Origin of the sequence: Bradyrhizobium sp. PRIMUS42 (genome assembly GCF_023006515.1) — a bacterium.
Classification (GTDB): domain Bacteria; phylum Pseudomonadota; class Alphaproteobacteria; order Rhizobiales; family Xanthobacteraceae; genus Bradyrhizobium.
The window spans coordinates 21,504-37,253 of sequence record NZ_JALBGZ010000010.1; the positions used below are offsets into that span (position 1 = coordinate 21,504).

10 protein-coding genes and 1 pseudogene are annotated in these 15,750 nt (G+C 62.2%); 4 read left to right on the plus strand and 7 right to left on the minus strand.

Annotated features, from left to right (window positions below; genetic code table 11):
• The first annotated feature begins 223 nt into the window (after window positions 1-223).
• Together MOV75_RS02650 and MOV75_RS02655 are read left to right on the plus strand one after the other, a co-directional pair.
• Window positions 224-1,681, plus strand: a complete 1,458-nt coding sequence (locus tag MOV75_RS02650) for a lipopolysaccharide biosynthesis protein (protein WP_246918896.1) — start codon at window positions 224-226, stop codon at window positions 1,679-1,681.
• Between the two features lie 19 nt (window positions 1,682-1,700).
• On the plus strand, window positions 1,701-3,062 hold the full coding sequence (locus tag MOV75_RS02655; RefSeq protein WP_246918898.1) for a polysaccharide pyruvyl transferase family protein: 1,362 nt from the start codon (window positions 1,701-1,703) through the stop codon (window positions 3,060-3,062).
• A 33-nt stretch (window positions 3,063-3,095) separates the two neighbouring features.
• Here the strand turns inward: MOV75_RS02655 and MOV75_RS02660 are convergent, their stop codons facing one another.
• The 7 genes from MOV75_RS02660 to MOV75_RS02690 all read right to left on the minus strand — a co-directional run bounded on the left by MOV75_RS02660 (window position 3,096) and on the right by MOV75_RS02690 (window position 15,032).
• A complete protein-coding gene (locus MOV75_RS02660) occupies window positions 3,096-4,223 on the minus strand; it encodes an acyltransferase (RefSeq protein ID WP_247004763.1) in 1,128 nt (375 codons plus the stop codon).
• Between the two features lie 253 nt (window positions 4,224-4,476).
• Complete coding sequence (locus tag MOV75_RS02665) at window positions 4,477-8,385, minus strand: RHS repeat protein (RefSeq protein ID WP_247004765.1); 3,909 nt, start codon at window positions 8,383-8,385, stop codon at window positions 4,477-4,479.
• A gap of 541 nt (window positions 8,386-8,926) precedes the next feature.
• Complete coding sequence (locus MOV75_RS02670) at window positions 8,927-10,318, minus strand: hypothetical protein (RefSeq protein WP_247004767.1); 1,392 nt, start codon at window positions 10,316-10,318, stop codon at window positions 8,927-8,929.
• Window positions 10,315-11,592, minus strand: coding sequence for a glycosyltransferase family 4 protein (locus tag MOV75_RS02675; protein WP_247004769.1), 1,278 nt, complete (start codon window positions 11,590-11,592; stop codon window positions 10,315-10,317). The genes MOV75_RS02670 and MOV75_RS02675 overlap by 4 nt, the downstream gene beginning before the upstream one ends.
• A 34-nt stretch (window positions 11,593-11,626) precedes the next feature.
• Entirely contained in the window at window positions 11,627-12,964 is a 1,338-nt protein-coding gene (locus MOV75_RS02680) for a hypothetical protein (protein ID WP_246918908.1), read from the minus strand.
• Window positions 12,964-14,103: a glycosyltransferase gene (locus tag MOV75_RS02685; RefSeq protein ID WP_246918910.1), complete on the minus strand. Its 1,140-nt coding sequence runs from the start codon at window positions 14,101-14,103 to the stop codon at window positions 12,964-12,966. Before MOV75_RS02685 ends, MOV75_RS02680 begins: the two co-directional genes overlap by 1 nt.
• 254 nt (window positions 14,104-14,357) lie before the next feature.
• The gene (locus MOV75_RS02690; RefSeq protein WP_247004771.1) at window positions 14,358-15,032 is read right to left on the minus strand and encodes a glycosyltransferase family 1 protein; all 675 of its coding nucleotides are present in this window, start codon (window positions 15,030-15,032) and stop codon (window positions 14,358-14,360) included.
• A 15-nt stretch (window positions 15,033-15,047) separates the two neighbouring features.
• Here MOV75_RS02690 and MOV75_RS02695 point away from each other — a divergent pair, with 15 nt between their 5' ends.
• Together MOV75_RS02695 and MOV75_RS02700 are read left to right on the plus strand one after the other, a co-directional pair.
• Entirely contained in the window at window positions 15,048-15,560 is a 513-nt protein-coding gene (locus tag MOV75_RS02695; protein ID WP_246918914.1) for a hypothetical protein, read from the plus strand.
• A gap of 83 nt (window positions 15,561-15,643) precedes the next feature.
• Window positions 15,644-15,750, plus strand: a pseudogene (locus MOV75_RS02700) (aldose 1-epimerase family protein); the annotation flags it as partial.

A 15,750-nucleotide genomic window follows, 5' to 3' on the forward strand; every position in this document is an offset into this window, starting at 1 on the left:
ATCACTTCGCAAAGGTTGATTGGAGTGTAGTCCACGATTTGAACTCACTTCCACTCTAAATGGGAAACGTGACGGCACTCATCTGATTGCCATCACTCCGTCGTAATGTAGCGAGCAATCAGTACTCCGCCGCGATCGGAGATGGTGACGTCGCGGCAGCATCGTGCCACGTCGTCTAGCCTGCGATTGTGGTTGGATCTGTCGGAATTGGGTCGAATTGTTGATGAACGTCACGCAGGGCAAACAACATCAGGTCGTGGTTGCCTTGTTCTGGTCGCTTGCACAGAATTGGGGCGGCCGGGCGCTGTCGTTCGTCCTGTTCCTGGTTCTGGCCCGGCTGCTCGATCCCGCGGATTTCGGTCTTGCAGCGCTCGTCGCCTTCATCCTGCTGCTCTTGAGCTCGATCGCCGAATTCGGCTTCGGCGACGCGCTGATCCAGCGGCGCACGCTCGAGCCGGCCGATGTGACGCTGCCCTTCTTCTGCTCCTTCGCCGCTTCGACGCTTCTGGCGATTCTGATCGCCTTCCTTGCGACGGATATCGAGCGTTGGCTCGACGTGAAGGGGCTCGCGCCGCTGTTGACGGCCGCGTCTCTCTCCCTTCCGATCGGCACCGCCACCTTGTTCCAGGAGGCGCTTTACAAGCGCCAGATGGATTTTCGGGTGCTCGCAGTCAGGACCATGGTGGCGACCGCCATCTCCGGCATCGTGGGAATCGCCTGCGCCTATGCCGGGTTCGGCGCTCTCAGCCTCGTGATCCAGGTGGTCGTTCAGAGTGCGATCAGCGGCTTGTGGCTCTGGAGCCAGCCGCGATGGCTGCCGATGCGGGGCTACGATTCCGGAAGCTTTCGCGAGCTCTCCGGCTATAGCGTCCATGTCGTGCTGAACAGGCTGCTGGATTTCGCCATCGTTCGCACGATCGACATGATCATCCTGACGCTCTATGGCGTCGCCGCGCTCGGCATCTACACCGTCGGTGCGCGGGTCTACATCATCCTGATGCAGCTGCTCACCCAGGCCGTCATGGACGTCGCGCTGAGCGCGCTGTCCAAGATCGCTCACGAGCGCGACCGTATCGCCGGTGCCTACTTACGTAGCGTCAGTCTCGGCGCGCTGGTCGGCTCTCCCATCTTCGTGCTGCTTGCGGCGATCGCGCCGGAGTTTTCGCTGCTGCTGTTCGGCGCGAAGTGGAGCGGAAGCGAAGCGGTGATGAGGCCGCTGATGCTCATCGGCGCGATTCAGACGGTGCAATTCGTCAACAGCGCCTATTTCGGCGCCCTGGGCAAGCCGAACTACGTATTCGCGCTGAACATCCTCAAATTCTGCGCGGTCGTGCCCGCAATGTTCCTGCTTCCCTCGCGCGATATCGGTCAGCTGGCGACAATTTTCGCTTTCGCGCAGCTTGTGGTGACTCCCGTGACATTCGCGCTGGCGCTGCGGCTGCTGGGCCTGAGCTGGAGCCAGTTCCTGCGTCCGATTGCGGGCTGCCTTTGCGCCATCGTGCTGGCTTACGGCGCGGTCGTGCTGTGCCGCCATGCGACGCCGGATATCAACCCGTATTTGCGGATGGGGCTGCTGTCGTCGTGTTTCGGCGCGACCTATCTGATGAGTATTCTGCTGTTCTGGCGGAAGCAGCTGTTCTCGCTGATCGATTTCGTCGTGAAGCGCGGTGCGACCGCTTGATGAAGACGAGGAGGACGATTTGAAGCAATTGATCCCGGTGCCGGTTCGCAGGCATCTCCGAGGCTGGCTCAACAGCGCAAAGAACACGCCCCTCGCGGTCGATCTCCTCGAGCTGCGCAGGTGGCAGATTGCCCGGAAGGACGTCGGCGTCAATGCGGCGCCGAGCAACAATCCGCGCCGGCTCGTCCTGTTGCCGTCGGATCCCTGGAGCATCCATCAGTCACGCGGCGACGAAGCGATGATCGAAGCCACCGTCGGCGAGCTGAAACGGGTCTATCCCGACCTCGAAACTTACATCGTCACCGCCACCAGCGCGGCGAGCGCGGATGTTCGCGCGATGGGCTTCAGGCCGCTTGAGATCTGGCGACAGCCGTTTTCCTACGAGACGGTCGCGCAGGAACTTTCGATCACCCGTCCGGATTTCGGCGTGGTGCTGGGGGCCGATGTGCTCGACGGCTATTATTCGCCGGTGGATGCGGCGCGCATGCTGCTCGTTGCCGACCTGATGGCGGGATTTGGCGCCAAGGTCAGCGTGCTCGGCTTCAGCTTCAACTCCCGTCCGGCGAAGGCGCTGCGCGAAGTGTTCCGGCTGCTCGATCCGGGCGTGGTCCTGAACCTGCGCGATGCGATATCGCTTCAGCGTTTCGACGATTTCGCCCGCAAGCGCGCGCGTCTCGTCGCCGACTCTGCGTTCATGCTGACGCCGCGCGCCGACACTGGCGCAGTGAAGCGGATCGCGGCCGCGGTCGAACGGCAGCGCGCGCAGGGTCGCAAGGTCTTCGTCTTCAACATCCACCCGATGCTGTTCAAGAAGCCGGAGCCGGCCAAGCTGGAGCGGATGATAGAGCTTGCGGCGGATGCCATGGCGCGCCTGTCGCGGCAGCACAATGCAAGTTGGCTGTTGCTGGCGCATGATTACCGCCCCGGAATTGCCGATGACAATTGCCTGCGGCCGCTGGCCGCCCGGCTTCAGCCCGCGCTTGGGGAGCACGTGCATCATGTCGACCAGGTTCTGTCGGCGGGCGAGATCAAGGCCGTTGTCGGACTGGTCGACGGCGTGATCACCGGCCGTATGCACCTGGCGATTGCTGCCCTCGGACAGGGCACGCCGGTGGCGGCGATCACCTACCAGGACAAGTTCCAGGGCCTGTTCGCGCATTTCGGCATCAGCGAGTCGCTGTTGCTCTCGCCGGCCCAGTTCCTTGTCGGGGAGAGCTTCGAGGCGTTTCTGCTGCACTTCCTTGGCACCTACGAAGCCGCCGGCGAGCAGGTCCGTCAGATGCTGCCCGATGTCATGGAGCTATCTCGCGCCAACGTCGCTCCGTTGCTGGACAATGGTGCGATGCGGATCGTGCCGGAGGCTGGCGGCAAGGTCGCCTGAGAACCCTGAACCCTAGATGCTTCCGGAGGGGCGTCAGTTGACCGCCCGCTCCGTGTTCTCGAAGCGCATGGACGTCTCGGCCGTCACCGGCCGGACCTTGCGGGGGGATACCGGCGCGGTGTCGGCCAAGCGATTGAGCAGGCGCCGCGCGGGATTCTCGAAATAGGCGTAGGTGCGGTCTGCGACGAGCGTCAGCACCACGCAGCAGGCAAGGGCGAAGAGGCCGAACTGATCCGGGCGCAATCCGAGCCAGGTCCATAGCGGCTTGAACACGGCAATCAAAACGGCATCGTGCAGCATGTAGATTGCATATGAGGTGTTGCCGAGCCGTCCAAGCAGGCGGGCGCCGGGGAACTCGGCGAAGGCGCTTTCGCCGACTGCGGTCAGCAGAATGGCGCAGGAGAACAGCAGAATGGCAAGGTCCGGCTTGGCGAAAACGTTGAGGACGAGCACGGAGATGCCGAACATGGCGATGCCGGCGAACACCACACGTTTCTGCCGGTAGGGCTGAGACAACCGGAACAGGATCGCGAGCAGGATGCCGTTCAGGAAGCTCGGCAGCGCACGGAGCATGCCGTAATCGTAATTGGCCCCGTACATCTGCGACCGCTCCTGCCAGATCGGCAAATGTCCGTGCGCCAGGACCAGATACAACGCCGCGACGATTGCGGCCAACGCAAGGGGATGCAGCTTGCGCGCGAACAGCATCAAGAGCGGGAAGATCAGATAGCAGAAGAATTCCGCGCTGATCGACCAGGATGGCGAGTTGAAGCTGAGGTGATCGGTGACGCCCCAGGCCTGCAGCAGCAGCAAATTATACAGGAAGTCCAGCGGGGTCGATCGCGCCGTGCGCTCCAGGCCGACGCCGATCAGCACCACGAAGATGAGCAGGCTCAGCAGGTGCAGCGGATAGATCCGCGCGATGCGGCGGATCATGAAACGGGAATAGGCGCGCATGCCGCGCGCATCGGACGGATAGGAGTAGGAGATCACGAAGCCGGACAGGATGAAGAACATGTCCACGAACAGGCCGTAGGACCCGTTCCAGGCCGGCGAAATGCCCGTGTCGATCAGCTTCAGGTGGAAGATGAAGACCCCGAGCGCGGCGACGAAGCGGTAGAAGTCGAGAACGACAAAACGTCTTGCTTCACTGGCTTGCATCGGGCCTCGGAGTCCTTGCGCGGTTCGTGTTTCTTCTAGAGGCGAATTGTGACGCAAGTTCGCAAGCGCGCGGGCCGATGCGGCGCAATCACGGCAAGTCGTCAGAATTCATGGGGCCCATCCAATTGCGGATGGCAATCGGCTCTCTGCTCATCGATGAGGCAGGCGCCCGATAAAGAACTGGGGGCCGGGACCCCTGCATGGTCCCGGCCCCCAGCGACGTGGCGCGCGTCTGGGCAGTATTTCGTCGGGCTCAGACGAACAAGAAGTCGTGGCTCGTCAGGCTGGAGACATAGACGTTCTTCAGCAGGATCGAATCATTGGCCGAGAACGTGATGAGCGCGTTCGTGCCGGACTGCGTCATTTGCAGGTGACTGTAGTCCGCGGCGAGCAGCTTCGAGATCTGGACCACGTCGTGAGTTGCGCCATCGCCGGCCTGGAAATTGAGGATCTGGTCCTGGCCGTGATCGTAAGCCACCGTTGTTGCGCTGGGTGCCGCCGAGAATACGTCGTTGCCGGCGCCGCCGTGGATCGTTACGCCGCTGGCGACGGCCGTGACGTTGTGGGTGCCGTCGGTCTTGGTCTGATCGAAGAATTGGAGTGCGCTGGCGGAGTTGTAATTCTCGTGCTGCGTGGTGCCGGTCTGTCCGTTGAAGTTGAACAGGAAGACGTCCTTCGATCCGTCGGCGTTGTTGGCGATCTCCTGGGTCTTGTTGCCGGCGCTGTTGTAGATGTCGGTCAGCTTGCTGCCGTCGTCGTGGATGACCTGGGTATAGTCCAGGGTGCCGTCGGCGTGGGTCCGGGTGAGCTCGACCATCTTGCCCGAGGCATCGAGGTGTTGATGCTGGGTGGTGTAGGACTGCCCGGTTATGTTGTAATTCCAGTTGTCTGACGTGCCATCCGCATTCTTGATATAGGCAGCGCTCTTCACGCCGCTGTTGTAGACGGTCGTGGAGCTGTAACCATCGCTCTTGGTCGTCACCTCGCTGGTGATGACGCCGTTGGCGTCGTACCAGTCGGAGGTTTTGGTGCCGTCGGCGCTCTGCACCAGCGTGAAGGCCAGGCTGTTGTCGGCGTGGGTGCGAACGATATCGGTGAGGAAGCCGGTCGAATCGTAGCTGTCGTGCTCGTTCGTATAGGTCTGCCCGACGATGTTGAACTGGAAGACGTCCTTCGACCCATCGGCGTGGTAGTCGGTCTCCGTCTTCTTGACGCCGGCTGTATCGTAGTTGGTGACCACGCTGCTGCCGTCGTCGTTGACGACCTGAGTGTAGTCGAGCGAGCCGTCGGCGTGCCAGCGGGTCACCTCCGTCGTTTGGCCGGTCGGATCGAGGTGCTGGTACTGCGTAGTGTAGCTCTGGCCGGTGATGTTGTAGCTATAGTTGTCGTGACTCATGTCGGCGTTGGTGATGTAAGCCGCCGTCTTCACGCCATTGGTGTAGACCGTGGTCGCGCTGTAGCCGCTCGGCTTCTGGAGCACCTCGCTGGTGAGGACGCCGTTGGCGTCGTACCAGTCCGTGGTCTTGGTCCCATCGGCGCTCTGCACCAGCTTGAACGCCATGCTGCCGTCGGCGTGCTTGCGGATCAGTGTGGTGAGAAAGCCGGTCGCATCGTAGATGTCGTGCTCGGTCGTGTAGGTCTGGCCGGTGATGTTGAAGAGGAAAACGTCCTTGCTGCCATCGGCGTGATAGTCGGTTTCCTTCGTCCGCGTTCCCGCAGCGTCATAGTTGGTGACGACGCTGCTGCCGTCGCTGTTGATGACCTGGGTATAGTCGAGCGTGCCGTCGGCATGCTTGCGGGTCACGGCGGTGACCTTGCCGGACGGATCGACGTGCTGGATCAACGTGGTGTAGCTCTGGCCGGTGATGCCAAAGGCGTAATTGTCCTGGCTGCCATCGGCATTCTTGACATAGGTGTTGGTCTTGACGCCGTTGCTGTAGACCGTCGTCGAGGTATAGCCGTCCGCCTTCTGCACGACTTCGCTGGTGAGGCTGCCGGCGGCATTGTACCAATCGGTCGTCTTGGTGCCGTCAGGCGTCTGGATCAGCTTGAAGGCGAGGCTGCCGTCGCCGTGCAGCCGCGTCAGGCTGGTGAGGAAGCCGGTCGAATTGTAGACGTCGTGCTCGGTCGCGTAGCTCTGTCCCGTGATGTTGTAGGTCCAGACGTCCTTGCTGTGATCGGCATGATAGGCCGTCTCGACCAGCTTGACGCCCGTGGCGCTATAGGTGGTGATCACGCTGCTGCCGTCGCTGTTGTAGACTTGTGTCGAATCCAGCGAGCCGTCGGCATGGCTGCGTGTCACCGAGGTGACCTTCCCGGACGCATCGAGATGCTGAACCTGGGTGGTGAAGCTCTTGCCGGTGATGCCGTAGGTATAGTTGTCCTGCGAGCCGTCGGCATTCTTGACGTAGCCGGCCGTCTTCACGCCGCTTGTGTAGAGCGTGGTGGAGTAATAGCCGTCGGACTTCTGGACGACTTCGCTCAGGAGGACTCCGGCGGTGTTGTAGGTGTCGGTGGTCCTGGTTGCGTCGGTGCCGACATGAACGAATTTCGTCTGCACGCCATTGGTGTAGCTGATCAGGTCCTTGGAGCCGTCGGTGTAGGCGACGGTGGTCGAGGTCGGCTGTCCACTCGAATTCAGGCCGGTATCCGACTTCGACAGAAGCGTTCCGCTGGCGCTATAGGTCTTCGTGTTGCTCCAGGTCGCGGCCGCATTCGTCACCGAGAACGAGTATCCGCCCTGGATCTTGGAGAGAGCGCTGCCGTAGTGGGCGATCATGTAGTCCATGGTCGCCTTCGAGGCGACCGGCAGCACGTGGGAGTCGGTCAGCGTGATGGTCTGCAGCGCGGTCGACTCGCTCAGGTCGGACAGTTGCGGTACGATCTCGGCAGCCGTGCCGGTGATGCTGGTCCGGGTGTCCGGCGGAGTCGAAGTGGTCGGGGGCGCGTCGATCTCGATGATCAGCGGGTGATCGCTGACCGGGATGGTGATCGTGCTGACGTCGGTGTAGCTGGCGATCGCCGTGGTTCCCGTCAACGTGTCATACACCTTCACCGAATGATGCACGCCACCGAGGTTCACCGTGACGGTCTCGGTCGGATTGGAGATCTCGGTGTCGTTGGCGTCCTTCCAGAGCTTCGGCTCAGCCCACACGACGAGCTCGTAAGCGCCGTTGCTCTTGCCGAGCACCATGCTGTTGCCCGAGGCCGGCATGTTGCTCAGGGTGTAGTTCAACGGATCAGTCGGCTGCAGGCCGCCCTTGCCGTCGTCGGCCAGAATGGTCGTCAGGTTGTGAATGGCCGTCGCGGCGAGCTTCGGCGTCCCGTCGGAGTTGAACAGTCCGAAATTGGCTTCGGGATTGGTATTGCCGGCGGACGAGTCACGGTCGAACAGTTCGTAGAGATAAGTCGCGCTGACGCCGGCCTTGTAGGCATCAGTCAGCGTGTTCAGGATCGATTTGGCCTGCACCGTCTCGTTGACGCCGAGATACTGGGTGTTGGCTTGCGTGGTGTAGCCGGTTTCCGTGATGACGACGGGCTTGCCGGGCGCCGCCGCCATGACGGCGCTCAGCGTTGCCGCAATGGAGCTGCTCGGATTGAGGCTGGTGCTGACATAGGCGTGGGCGTTGGCGTAGTCGACAGAGCCCGACATGTTGCCGAGCTGGCTGTAGCCTTGCGGATCGTTGTAGGCCAGTGACAGATTGTAGACGGGGATGCTGCCGAGCGCGGCGTTGGCATTGACGGCCTGATAGAGCGCGCTCTGGAACTGAGCCGCGGCCGTGAGGCTCGAGCTGCCATTGTAGCTGAAGGGCTGGTGATTGGCTTCGTTGAGCCCCTCGATGGCGCTGATGCTGCCCGCATGGTTGGTCACGAATTTCTGGAGCGAGGCGATGTAGTTCTGCAGCCCGACCGTGCCTGTCTGGGGCAGGGCGGACGACACCAGGAAGTCGAATTTGTAGCCGGCAGCGGCTAGACCGTCGACGACGGGCTGCGCGGCCGGGCTGGTCCCCATCGCGTCGCGGAGATGGGTGACACCGAGATACTCGAGGTCATCGACCATCAGCGCGAGATTGTTGTAGCCGGTCCACCCGAAGCCGGCGTGCGTGTTGACGCCGATGGAGTTGATGAAGCCGCTGGCGGACAGGATGGTCTGGTCTGACATTGCACACTCGAGTTTTTCAGCGCGAACAAAATTGCTCGCAGGGATTTGCGGTCAAGCTTCTGTGTCGAGTGTGAATTTCAGATAAAAATAGAAGCTACAAATCGCGAGCGAAGTGGGGTTCCTTGTGCAGGAACAGATTCGCTCTTTGCAGCAGAATACGAATGCGATGCCGGGGCAGGATGACGTGAGGAAGGCGCTTTCGTGATTTTCACCAATTGCGCTGCTGAATATATGTGCGCGTGCCCTTGCGAGAACGCTTCGGCTTGAGCGTGCCACACGCGTCGTGGTGCTCGGAGTTGCGGCCAGTGAAGCCTACCCGAGTCTCCGTCCTCACTACCGGACTGCACAGGAAGCCGGCAGATGCCGTTTTTGTCGGCGAGCAATTTAATAGATTTGACCGCTTTGGTTGTGTCCGTAGAATCCCGGGGCATGACTCATTCGGTTGGGCCAGAAGACGTAACGGTTCCGTGCAGGAACTGTAGCCCCTCGTCCCATGGCTTAGCCGTTCACTCGGTGTGATGGCATCGTGGCTCGCGACGAACTAGCCGCGGCGGGCCAGCAGCAGAAAATCTCCACGCCACCCGATGATTGCCGTCGCAATCGCGGCGATCACGATCTTGCCGGCGAGCCATGTCGCGGGCTCCGTCGGCATCGAGCCGAGCGATCCGATCAGGATTGCGGCCAAGAATGCCTGCATGACCAACGGCCAGCGCGGGAATGCCTCGAACCGCAGGGTCGGACCGAGCGCGATCAGGATCGTTGCGAGGGTGGCCAGCGAAGCGCAGCCGACTGCATGTCGCGGCGACAGGCCGGCCCATACCGCGACCAGCGCGACGGCTGCGACGATCGCGAGCTGGCCGGCCGCGACGAGCACCAGCCTGGTTGCGAGCTTCTCCAGGTGTGGAACCACCGCGATGGTGGCCTGGAGATGTGTGTGCAGGAAATAGAAGGCGGCTACCGTGGGGGCCGTCGCCAGGAAGCCGTCAAGGCTCTCCCGCGGAACCAGGATACGGGCTGCATCCGGAATGAAGCCGACCAGGCCGCCGAGCAGCACGAGGGTCGTGCAGATCATGAATTCGAACATCCGCCGCGCCGATTGAACCGACTTCACGGCGGTCCCGTGTTCGAAGTCCTTGACCAATTCGGGATAGCTCACGGTGTGGATTGCGGCGTTGAGGACCCAGAACGGACGCTGCAGCAGGTCGAGCGCGATCGAAAATCCGGCACCGGCACCCGTTGCGCCCAGCCGGCCGATGATGATGACACGGAGCAGCACCGGCACCGACAAATGGATGACGGAGGCGCCCGCCGCGAGCATGCCGTAGCGGGCGAAGGTCTTCCAGTCGGTCAGCATCGCCTGCAACGAGGCGCGCTCCAGCGGCGTGCGATACGAGACGAGGCCGGCGACGAGCCCCAGCATGTGACCCGACGCAATCCCGAGCAGGGCAGCTTCAGCCGTCCCCGAAATCGCTCCTCCCACGGCGGCCCCGGCCAGAAGCGCGGTGGCACGCAGCGCAAGAAGAGAGGACGCGACCCCCAGCCGGTCGGACAGACGGACCGACAGGAAGTAGAGATCCGTCAAGCCCTGAAGCACGGATATGCCCAGTCCTAGCGCGATAATCCCTGTCGGGAGCGCGCTGGCCACGGATGCGCAGCTCCCGACCACGACGAGCGCGCCCGCGCTCGACAGGCCTGCTGCAAACAGCGACCACCTCAGCCGGGCCGCTTCGTTCTCCCCGGCTGCGGCCAGAAAGCGCAGTCCGGCGAGTTGCAGCCACTCGAACATCAGCACGCAGAGCAATTGGCTCGAGGCCAGCGCGAGCGAAAAGCTGGTGTAGTCGGCAGCGGGCAATAGATGGCTGATCGCGAAGATCAGGATGATCGCCGCGGCGCTCTGATAGACGTAGCCCGCCATCGCGAGGAGGCGTGTCATCGCGGAATGAGGCGCTCCTTGCCGACGACCGCCGCTCCCTGCGGCGCTTCGGTTGTGGCCGCGCGCAGGTGCGACATCCGCTGTTCGCGCAATTGTTCATACAGGTTCTTGTATGAAGACAGCACGTCGGAAAATATCCACTTGTTGGTATCGGCGATGAGGCGCCGGCTGATCTCGTCGATCTTGTGCGGATCGGCTGCGACCGCGAGCATGCTCTTGGCCAGGGATTGCGGATCGGCTCCAGTCAGCCAGCCCGTGATGCCGTGCTCGATGACCTCGGGCATGCCGCCAAAGCGCGTTCCGAGCAGCGGCCTGCCGGCCGCCTTGGCGTCGGCGACGACGAGCGGGCCGGGGTCGTGCCAGATCGACGGGGCGATCACCACGTCCACTTGCTTGTAGAAATCGTCGGGCACCACGAAGCCCATGAACTCGATCCGCGCATCCGGCGCGAGCGTCCTGAGGCGTCGTTGCTCCTCGTCGCTGACACGGCCGGCGATCAACATGCGGATGCGATCCGGGGGCAGCAGAGCCAGCGCCCGCATCAAATTGTCGATGCCTTTTTCCTCCGTGAGGCGGCCGATGAACCCGAACGTCACTTCCGTGGTGCAGACCGGACGAGGATAGGGCTCGCGCGGCGGCTCGGTGGAGGCGTTGCGGATCACGGTGCGGATCGGCGTCTCCGAGAACATGCCCATGTCGGTATGAATGGACAGGACGCGCTCGCTCACGCCGACCACGGCACTGAGCCAATGCGTGGCACGCCTGCGATGAAAGGTCAGAATTCCGCAGCTCGTGCAGGTGTGCTCGCAGGACCGTCCCTTCTCGAATCGCGAGCAGCGCGGGCAGGTCAGATAATAGTCGTGAAGCGTATGGAGCACGGGAACGCCGAGCTGGGCGGCAACGCGCCAGATCGCGGTGGTGAGGCCCGACAAATTGTTGGAGTGCAACACGTCCGGCTTGAAAGCCCGGATGCGCTCCGCAATCAGGGGGGCCTGCATCTGCCAGTCGTCGACGGCATGCCAGATGCTGCGCAGCGCGACGTTCTTCTGCTCCGTGAAGGGCATGTAGATGTTCTGCACCGGCGCGGAATAGACGTTGATGCCGTTGCAGCTTTCGCGCGCCTGCTCGGGCGAGGATGCGGCCCGGATCACTTCCACTTCGTCACCGCGCTGTACCAGGCCTTCGGCGAAACGCCGCGCGAAGATCTCTGCGCCGCCGACGATCTTTGGGGCCTGAGGCGTTGGATAAAGCGTGGATGTCAAAAGAACTTTCATCGCGTCAACCTCATGTCTGCAAAAAAAATCGCGTCTACCGCGCCGGCCTTATCTCCAGGGCGGGAACGGCACTGTCATTGGCTGCAATCAGGACCGGTGTGCTCGAGACGGGGATCCAGACCCCGGACGCAGCCTTTGCCGTCTGGTCGCACGGCATCGCAAAGCTCGCGCCTGGTTGGTCGCCCTTGAGCCGGATTTCGTAGCGTCGGTCCGGAGCCTCGGACCAGACCGCAACTCTGCCGCCGGAAGCCGTTGATGCATTGATCGACACGACCCCGCTGGCGAGCTCGCGTCGTTCGGCACTCAGGCTGGAGCGAACGAAGGCCCAGGCGCCCTGGGCGGCACAGGCAACCGGCTTCGGCGAATTATCGAAACGATAGAGCCCGAAATTGTCCTCCAGTTCCGATGGATTCTTTCCACTGTCCTTGAGCTCGTAGAGCCACATGCCCTTGAGCCAGCGCGTCGCGGTCGCTGCCCACAAGATGAGCTGCGCCGTATTGTCGGCCTGGGCCTGCTCGCTGACGCCGCATTTGTTGGTCGCCGTGGTCCAGCCTGTCTCGGTGACATAGATCGGAAAATCGGGGTTTCCGCTCGCCTGGCCGACGAGACGGTGAAACGCCGTGACCCGGTCGATGATCTCGGCCGAGGTGCGTTTGCTCGGGCCCATGCAGAAATTGTAGAGGTGGATCGAGGCGCCGTCCGCGTACTGAAGGATGCCGGTCCGCAGCATCTTCTCCGTCCATGTCCAGCCCGGATCGTCACCGAGAGCTCCGACCAGGAAAGGCGCATTCGGCGCGACCCGCTTGACCGCTGGCCGCGCGACTTGTGCGAGCGCCAGATAGTTTTCGGGTGAGAATGCGGCATCCTTCTTCGCCGCCAGATTCCATTCGTTCCAGAGCTCGAAAAGTGGATGCTGCGCCACGACCGATTGCGCTGCCGCAGCAGCATAGTCGGCAAACCGCTGTCGCGCTTCATCGGTCGTCGGTGGCGACGAATTCGGCACCAGATGGTGGCCGAACGCGAGGATCAGAAGGGGACGCGCGACGCCGGATCTGACTTGCGTCTCGAGCCTGCCGAGCCTGGGCGTAAATCCCATCCGGCGTCCGCCCACCTCGAAATCGGACCAGGGAAAATCGTCGCGGAAAGCGTTGAGGCCGAGTTGCTTGATCTGCGCGACGTTCTCCGAAGGCACGTATCCGCGCGCGCTCACCGGACCACCCAGCCCCTGATGCGTGCCGACCCCCAGCAGGAATCGGGCATCGAGCGGTTGAGCCTGCTGCGCGCAGACGGAAACCGGCAGGAAAATGGATGCGATGAGGCTCGCAAGGCGGAAGCTGCCGCGAACCAAGGTGCGTGGGAGCGGTAGAGCCATCAGAAATTCTTGGAGAGATCCGATTGCAGTGCCGCCTTCGCCTCGACCGGCGTCCGGTCGTCATGCAGGAGCTCGGCATAGACCTGCTGCAACTGTCCATGCGTCTTCTGAACGTCATAAAGCTGCTTGAACCGGTCGTAGCCGCGCTGTCCCAGTACCTTGAGATCGAAATCGAGCGCTCGCCGGAAACCATCAACGAGCGGCTGAACGGCGACGGGCTCGCAAAGCACGCCGGTGACGCCGTCGACGACGATCTCGGGCAACGCGCCGCTGCGGAATGCCAGGATGGGTTTTGCGGCGCGCATCGCTTCCAGGGCAACGAGGCCAAAGGCCTCCCATCGTGACGGGATCACGACGAGATCGGCGGCCTCGAGCTGGGTCTCGATGGTCGGGCGGTCGAGCCAGCCCAGTAGCGACACGTTGGACGGGACGCTCGGGCCTTCGTACTTGTTGACGACGGAGGCGCCGATCATGCGGATATCAAGCACATCTTCGAGCGTGCGCGCCGCTTCGATCAGGAGATCGAATCCCTTCTGGCGGTCCAGGCGTCCGATGAAGAGGACCTTGACCTTCTTGGAAGTCCAGTCCGCCGCGACGGGCTGCGGCGTGCGGCTCTTCGAGATGCCGTTATGAACGAGGGTAAGACGGTCAGCCGGAATTCCCGCGCGGATCGCTTCGTTGAACTCGTCGCCGGAGATGCAGATGATTCGGTCCGACGTTCGAGCGAGAAGGTTCTCCGCCGCCTTTGTCACCACATGACTGAGGCGGCCGGTCTCGCGCGTAAATGCCCAGCCGTGCGGGCAATAAACCACGCGCGGACCGTCCGAGCGGGCCGCAAGCGCGGGGCGGAGCACGAGGCCTGCAAACGAAGAATGCAGATGCACCACGTCCGGCTTGAAGGCATCGAGTGCCTGCATGCTCGCGCGAAACATCTGGAATAGTCCGGCGACGCTGCGGCCGGATCGTTCGAACGTCGTAATCTGGTTGTCATCGACCGCGGGCAGATCGCGGCGATGATCCGAGGGCACGACATAGTGCACGTTCTCGGCGCCGAAACTGGCCTGTTGCTGCGGATGCAACTCGTTCAGGTAGCTCGCAATCCCGCCCCGAATCGTCTCGGCGATGTGCAGCACTTTCATCGTTTGCCTTGCATAAGGCTGCGTCGGAGAGCCGGACATCCTGTATCCCTGTTCTGTGTTCGCTAGTGCGAGATACAGTTCCTCGAATACGTAGCGATAATGGGGCAGCGATGTGGTGATGTTGCGCCACGCCCTACGCATGCTTGAAGTCGTTACAAAAACAAAAAAGTTTCATGGAACTATACAACGGCCCGCGAGTTGCGAGACGTTTGTGCGGGAGCTTTTGCACGCGATAGGCGAGTTGCGTCCAAATTTCATGCCGCGCTGGCGACATTCGCCGGACCTGCGAGATGATCGAGCAGAGCCTTTGCCGATTTCTTCCACGAATAGAATGCAACGCGATCCTGCTGCCTCATGCGTTCCTGATCAGAGATGGCGCCGGTTGCCAATCTTTCGAGCATGAGCTGCTTCAGCGCTTCGGCATCGCTGGCGCGAAAATACGCAGCTGCATCCCCACAGGTCTCAACGACCGCATCGGCGGTCGAGGCGATGACCGGACAGCCGAAGATCATGGCTTCGAGCGGCGGCACGCCAAACCCCTCGTAGAGCGAGGGGAACACGAATGCCGATGCATGCGCATAGAGCGCCGCGATCTCGCCGTCCGTCAGACGTCCGGCCAGCAGCAGGCCGGAAGCCCCGTCGCCAGAATTGTCCTGAAAGACCTTGCTGTTGTCGCCGCCGACAATGACCAGCGGAACGTCGGCCCGATCAAGCAATTGGACGGCGCGGATCGCGACGGAAAGATTCTTGTTCTTGGTCCTCGAGCCCACATAGAGGAAGAATTTCTGTGGCTGAATCCCAAGTCTGGCGATGATGCCGGGATCAGGCTTCGTCTTGGCGAAATGTTCTGCGCTGTTGGGGAAGACCGGGATCCCCGTTGCCGACAGTTTCAGCACCTCGGCAAGCTCTTTGCGCGAAAAAGCCGACACGGTTGCGATGCTTGCATGTCGGGCGAGCAGCCGGCCCATCGTGCGGTGAACCGCCAGATAGCGCCAGTTGAAGAAGTCGGGCCTGCGAAAGACCTGTGCGTCGTGGATCACGACAATGTGGTCGCGATGGAACACTGGGCCGGAATTGGCCAGACTGATCAAGCGGCCGCCCGCAGCGGCGCGGGCCAGATCGATTTGATCCCAGGCGTGCCCGCGCAAGCGGCCGACGGTGCGAATCTTGATTCGCTCGAGGTGAAGGTCTTCGCTTGCATCCACGGGCGTCAGCAACTGCCAGTCTGCGTTCCGCAGCGAGGTGGGCGTTTGCTCCGACGCCAGCTGCGCGTCGATCGACTTGACGATTTCGGCGGCATAACGCTGAACGCCGGTGAGTTTTTGCGACAGAAAGCGGCCGTTGATGAAGAATTTCAATTGGCTACCAGAATTGTTCTCGGGGATCCGGGCCGCGTTTCCGAAAAAGCTGGCGGCGGACGAACTGCAAAGGAGCAACCGTTAGGTACAGAAATATGACGCAGCTCTGCAGGGCGCTGAGGCGCCCGCTGCATGGCTGGCGCCGCCTTGCTGCATGTGAGGCCGCGGTGTAGATGTCGCGCATGAGCGATGACAGCCACTCCCTCCGCAGCGGCGGGCTCACCGCAACCGTCAAGGCGCACGGCGCCGAGCTGTGCTCGCTGAAGGACGGGGGCGGCGTCGAGTTCGT

What these genes read in the sequence shown, in the direction of transcription:
- MOV75_RS02650 (WP_246918896.1), top strand. Translation starts at nt 224, where the DNA reads ATGAACGTCACGCAGGGCAAACAACATCAGGTCGTGGTTGCCTTGTTC.
- MOV75_RS02660 (WP_247004763.1), bottom strand. Translation starts at nt 4,223, where the DNA reads ATGCAAGCCAGTGAAGCAAGACGTTTTGTCGTTCTCGACTTCTACCGC.
- MOV75_RS02665 (WP_247004765.1), bottom strand. Translation starts at nt 8,385, where the DNA reads ATGTCAGACCAGACCATCCTGTCCGCCAGCGGCTTCATCAACTCCATC.
- MOV75_RS02670 (WP_247004767.1), bottom strand. Translation starts at nt 10,318, where the DNA reads ATGACACGCCTCCTCGCGATGGCGGGCTACGTCTATCAGAGCGCCGCG.
- MOV75_RS02675 (WP_247004769.1), bottom strand. Translation starts at nt 11,592, where the DNA reads ATGAAAGTTCTTTTGACATCCACGCTTTATCCAACGCCTCAGGCCCCA.
- MOV75_RS02680 (WP_246918908.1), bottom strand. Translation starts at nt 12,964, where the DNA reads ATGGCTCTACCGCTCCCACGCACCTTGGTTCGCGGCAGCTTCCGCCTT.
- MOV75_RS02685 (WP_246918910.1), bottom strand. Translation starts at nt 14,103, where the DNA reads ATGAAAGTGCTGCACATCGCCGAGACGATTCGGGGCGGGATTGCGAGC.
- MOV75_RS02695 (WP_246918914.1), top strand. Translation starts at nt 15,048, where the DNA reads ATGTCGGGCGAGCAGCCGGCCCATCGTGCGGTGAACCGCCAGATAGCG.